The sequence below is a fragment of the Stieleria sedimenti genome (assembly GCF_025060895.1).
Taxonomy (GTDB): Bacteria; Planctomycetota; Planctomycetia; order Pirellulales; family Pirellulaceae; genus Stieleria; species Stieleria sedimenti.
Genome location: NZ_JANZKV010000022.1, coordinates 1 through 5,067, shown reverse-complemented (window position 1 = coordinate 5,067; position 5,067 = coordinate 1). Strand labels below are relative to the sequence as shown.

Genomic DNA, 5,067 nt, shown 5'->3' with positions numbered 1-5,067 from the left:
ACCGTGAGCGCACGTCAACCGTCGAAGCGGTAAGCAATTCGATTAAGTTCAACGGCGGACATCACCGAGGACGCGCGAAAGACTCACCATTGCCAAACCGCTCGGCTCGCGTCCTTCGGTGCATGTCATTGTTCTGCCCACCTCTTCTGTATCTTGGGCTGGATCTCAGCTACAAAACGATCTCTCGCATCCGCGCTTGCAAAGACAGCCCCGTGAGTCGGCGAGCAAATCGTACCCGGAAATTCGTCAGCGAAAAACACGTCATCTTGAAACCATCTGGTTTCGGGCTTCGTGAAACGTTCGTCTAACTTAGCGTGAGACTTGAACGTCATACCGCAAAACGTCGGTGAGAGGATCCCGTCGTCATCGTGCGGACCGTTTCGGAGACACAGATTCTGACCGATGATTTGCCACAGAAAATCCGTGAAGCGTTCACTAACCATCGTGGAGTCGCCGTCAACGATCTCGTCTTTTGGAATCCGGTGGTCAATTGCTAAGTCCAATGACGAACACATATACACGGGCGGATCAACGTCTTGTGAACGATCATCCATGACGAAGTAGTACCAAATCGCTTGGTTCTCAAGGAAGACACGGTATCGCCCGTCTACCTTGCGAACGTAATCAGGGTGCACAACTGGATCGCCACAAGTGTTGTCCGCGCCAAACGGATGCGAATGAATGCAGCCCATCACATCGACCACAGAGGACCCGTTGAGCGTAAAACGCTCGGCGAAAAACTCGCCAAAGAAGGTCACCGGATGAACATTGGGAAGCGGCATAATTGATTGGCAGAACGGTAACGATCACGTGGTCGCCGCGAACGACTTACCACTTCAATAAACTCATCTCGGCGACTCACGTGCATCGTCTGGTTCCCCGTCTGATGGAGGAGACGGTGGAAGGGTCATCGATCCATGAATCACAGCAAGTATACGAACCTCGCCGGGCAGTACTTGATGTATGATCCGACATCAGTCGGAGAACACTTCGCGAATGTCTTTACGTCCGTATTCGGGAACAACGGAGCCGGAGCACGGGAAATCGATGAGTTGTGGCTCAGGCCGAGCGAAAATTCGTTCGGCAACCGCAGAAGCGAACTCTGGAGAGGATTGAGCAAGGTAGTCGTGGACACCAATCAATTGCTCCGTCGCCCTTTCGGTCCAGCAGAGCTTCATTTGGATGCATTCGCTTTAGCCGCATCCAGCCGTTTGCGAACATCTGACGTTTCAAGAAGCCGCCCAGCCTCAGCGTCTGCCAGCCCAAGTTCGACTTGTTGACGGACAAAAAGGTGATACTGCACACGCTCCCACGTCACGTCGTCAGGAAGACCCTGGAGAATAGACGAAGCCGCTTGTTTTACGGTTTCTGGTTCACTTTGCATTTTTTTGCTCGCCGTTAAGTGTCGGTTGACAGTTTAGCGTGCGGCCGGAGGGGAGGCAATCAATGCCAACCCCTATCGGGGAACGTCCGCCGTAACCGGGCGGCGACGAGAGATTGTACAATTTAAGTCCCCTCGACTTCGCCGCTCCGGTTCACGGCATTGTTCCGTGGCTGTCGTTAGTCATGGTATTGTCAATAAGCCGCGCTCGCCAAATGCCAGTCGGAATCGGTTTTGAAAATGCGCCGTCCATTTGCTTAACCATGTGCATGGATTCCACACGGAATACGTTACGTTGGCCGCTAGGCGTAACTGTGAAGATGTCGATGAATTTGCTTTCGAAGGCTCCGTAGTTAAGTAGCAGTTCGATTCGCCTTGCGTTTGCTTCCTCATCCGACATTTGAGTGGGCGTTACTGGAAGTACCTTTGCGATGTAGTTTGAACCGGCCCTATCCACCGTGGCGTTCGGAGTCCCTTCCAACAACCGTGGCTTGTAACGAGTGAACTTCTCATAGGCAATTGCAGGATCCAACTTTCCCTCACAGGACACTTTGCAGCGGCGTTTGTGGAACAGCGCACCATCCTTGGAAATGTAAGCCCGTATCAGGTCACACGCGGCGCCCTCTGGACTCTTTGGACCAGCAGGTAGAGCGTCAGAAGCGGCCGACATTGATTGGGCCGTTGACGTAGCGAAGCAGATGAGGGCCGAAAACGCAAAGGTCACGGCGAAGGAACGCGAATGCATTGTCATGATGACTGTCCGAGTTTGCGCCACAGAACGATACGAATCACATGGCGACGGCGAACGACGTGACCACAGGACCAAAGCCAACTCCGTCGCTCATGTGCATTCGCTGGTTCGCCGCGTCATCGCCGTCGCAAGACCACCTCTTTGTCGGAGGGACGCCCTCGACGATCGTAAACAGCAACGACCTCCACGCCGGTTCCGATGATACGGTAGTAGATCAAATATGGATGGCGAGAAGCAATTTTACGATGAAATCCGAAATGGGTTTCGTGAATCCCGGCGGTGTCTTTCAATGCTTCAATGTCGTCGAAAATCCGCTCAAAAAAATAGTCACCCGCTCCATCGCTTTGGTGGTCGTAAAACGCCACGCCTTCAGCAATATCCAATCGGGCCTCATCGAGAACTTCGACGTTCATCGATCATCCGTTTCACTTCATTTTTTGCATCGGTGACCGACATTTTCGGCTTGTCACTTGGATTGGCCTCACGATACGCGAGCACTTCTCCGTGCCATGGAGGGGAAGCTAGATTCTGCGGATCGGCCGAAAGTCGTTGCCAAAGCAAGTCAAAAGCGGCCTGCTGCTGTTCAGCGCTAAGTGTGTCGATAAATGACTCAATGTTCATCGGAAGTCCTCTCAGGCGAACCAGTTTAGCAGGACACACAGGTTCTGTCGACGATTGGCGACCAACTCGTTCTGCCGGCGAACGGCGACGATCAGCCGGCGGCGACGGAAGATCAACCACTTCAAAATGCCCGATTTCGCCGCTCGGTTGCATCGTTTGGTTCCCCGCATCTTCGTAGTGCGGTTGAATGAGCAATCAGTTTCCAATCGCATCGTCAGCCAACACGCGACGTCCACACGACGGGCAGTTCCCAGTCGCAATGACAACAGATCTCGAACGGGAAAGATTGCCTTGGCAGTATGGGCAGATCAACTGCGGGTATTTGAGATAGGTTCGATCTGCGTGATAAAAGCCAAGGAGCATCAGAGGAAATCCAACAAAGAACATTACGACAGGAGCAAGGATGTCAGCCAAGTTGGGATTGGCCAAGCGAAAAAGACTGGTGATGCCCAGCGCAACGAACATCACGGCGATCGCACCCGCCATCCGCCACCCAAGGCGGCGTTGGCATCGGGCACATACCGCTGTGTATTCCGCTACGGTCATGAATTCGAAGATGCGTCCGCGTCTACGGGTGGATTCGTCGGGAGACTATTTGTCGCCACTGTCGCCCGGTTGGTCCAAAAGTCGTCGTCTCGCATTGAAGTAGCCGAGTGTCATCAGGAATGATACGGCAAACGCACCGATGATTGCATAGGCCCCAAAACCGAAGTTCGTAATTGCAAAGCCGAACGCAAGTGCAATGGCAGCCATGAGCATGATGGCGGCGCCGCGTGGTTGATCTCGGCGATTCATGCGAGCGACAGGGATTCCCGCACACGCACAGAATGCGATGACAAGCACGACAAAAAGGTCGCGAATTTCGAGCATGACTTAGTCGGGGAACGAAAACGAATTGCGATCTATCCGCGTTCAGGAGGAACGGGGATAGATCGGGCGTTGAACTTTGTCGGCCTTCACGTGGGCCGGTGATGGGTCTCGATTAGAGCGGATCTTGGCGGAGGGTGCCAGCGTTTTAGTCCCAGGCGAACTCGAGCTGGGCATCAGCAGGCCGGTCCGCTTCGGCCACTATCGCCTTTGCACTTTCTTCTTCACTTTTTAGGTACCAGTCGTACCAAGTGCGAAAAACCTTCACCCATCGCAGCGTCCCAAAAGCGACGATCATCAAGAGCCAATGACTCGCGGTACCAGTCCGAACAAGCTTTATTGCTTGGCCGAAAGAGATCCGCCCACGACGGCTTGTCGATCTCATCGATAAGCGTCAACGATTCGCTGCCGCAGTGCTCGCAGACCAACCCGGAATCACAGTCCAACGGCGTCGGGTCACCTCGACCGGTGAGCTCCCCCGCAGGCCGTCCGATTCACCAATCACTTGCACGCAGTTCATCAGCGTCGCGGTGCTGACCGCGTTTTGATCTCATGGGCGCAATTCAGAAACTCGAAGACGCTCGACTCCAAAGGATCGGCGCGTCGTGTGTTCGATCGGACTCGTCTCTTAGTCAAAGAAAAACACGCTCGGACCACACGACGCGAGTGGCGGGGGAGTCATGCGCCGGTGGATCACTCGGGTGGGCCACAGGAGATCAGGACGGCTATCGCACCAAAACGCTGACGACCTACGGCCAGAGGATTCAAGAATCTGGCGTCAGCCTACGGGCCGGAGTCCCACGCTGGACTCAGCCCACCGCAACCGCACATCAACCGACGCAGCGGAAAGCAATTCGATTAAGTTCAACGTCCAAAATCACCCGGTCGCGACAAGAGATTCTCAATTGTCAAAACGCCCGACTTCGCGACTCGGGTGCATTTTTTGGTTAGGTGCCGTTATATCCATTCCAACATTCGAGTGGCAAACTTTTCATCCATGCACTCAGCAGACCACTGGTGTCCAATATCATCACCGCCGATATAGATCAGCAGAATGTCCTTGGTGCTAGAGAAACACTTCAGTACGGACTGAAATGCCTTGCGTATGCGATCGCAGAAGTCGCTGTGTTCTTCACCTTCGAGTTGATCATGGTAGCCATATGCCAAAATCCACCTGTACGCGGGATCGAGTTGCCAGTCGTCATTCCAATCGCCCCATTCATCGACAATCCACAGCTCTTCATCGTCAGACGTATCGATGTCTTCGAATCTGTGGAGAGCAAATCCGACAGTCATGAAGCTGGAGTCCGTAACGATCGCCAAGGCGTTAGAATCCGGGAACTCGGGCGCAGCTGAAATGACGGAAGCGATTTCGTTTTCGAAACGACTGTAGTCTCGGTTTTGGGGGTCGAATTGCCAGTCACGTCGCAACTCGTAGCCGTTGTCC

8 protein-coding genes are annotated in these 5,067 nt (G+C 53.8%); 1 reads left to right on the top strand and 7 read right to left on the bottom strand.

All coding sequences use genetic code 11. From position 1 onward, the window contains the following. Positions 1-125 precede the first annotated feature (125 nt). From NZK35_RS03565 to NZK35_RS03540, 6 genes are all read right to left on the bottom strand, one after another. Positions 126-782, bottom strand: a complete 657-nt coding sequence (locus NZK35_RS03565; protein WP_259631226.1) for a hypothetical protein — start codon at positions 780-782, stop codon at positions 126-128. Positions 783-974: 192 nt separating this feature from the next. Further along, entirely contained in the window at positions 975-1,178 is a 204-nt protein-coding gene (locus NZK35_RS03560; protein WP_259631225.1) for a type II toxin-antitoxin system RelE/ParE family toxin, read from the bottom strand. After that, complete coding sequence (locus NZK35_RS03555) at positions 1,175-1,384, bottom strand: hypothetical protein (RefSeq protein ID WP_143547653.1); 210 nt, start codon at positions 1,382-1,384, stop codon at positions 1,175-1,177. The genes NZK35_RS03560 and NZK35_RS03555 overlap by 4 nt, the downstream gene beginning before the upstream one ends. 151 nt (positions 1,385-1,535) lie before the next feature. Then, positions 1,536-2,132, bottom strand: coding sequence for a hypothetical protein (locus tag NZK35_RS03550; protein ID WP_259631224.1), 597 nt, complete (start codon positions 2,130-2,132; stop codon positions 1,536-1,538). Positions 2,133-2,248: 116 nt separating this feature from the next. Beyond that, the gene (locus NZK35_RS03545; protein ID WP_259631223.1) at positions 2,249-2,545 is read right to left on the bottom strand and encodes a type II toxin-antitoxin system RelE/ParE family toxin; all 297 of its coding nucleotides are present in this window, start codon (positions 2,543-2,545) and stop codon (positions 2,249-2,251) included. Continuing rightward, positions 2,523-2,753: a hypothetical protein gene (locus NZK35_RS03540; protein WP_145390979.1), complete on the bottom strand. Its 231-nt coding sequence runs from the start codon at positions 2,751-2,753 to the stop codon at positions 2,523-2,525. Before NZK35_RS03540 ends, NZK35_RS03545 begins: the two co-directional genes overlap by 23 nt. 126 nt (positions 2,754-2,879) lie before the next feature. On the opposite strand from NZK35_RS03540, the gene NZK35_RS03535 reads away from it, so the two are divergent. Further along, positions 2,880-3,422, top strand: a complete 543-nt coding sequence (locus NZK35_RS03535) for a hypothetical protein (RefSeq protein ID WP_259631222.1) — start codon at positions 2,880-2,882, stop codon at positions 3,420-3,422. Between the two features lie 1,155 nt (positions 3,423-4,577). Here the strand turns inward: NZK35_RS03535 and NZK35_RS03530 are convergent. After that, positions 4,578-5,067 (bottom strand): hypothetical protein (locus NZK35_RS03530; protein WP_259631221.1); only part of this gene is annotated, 490 nt, incomplete at its 5' end.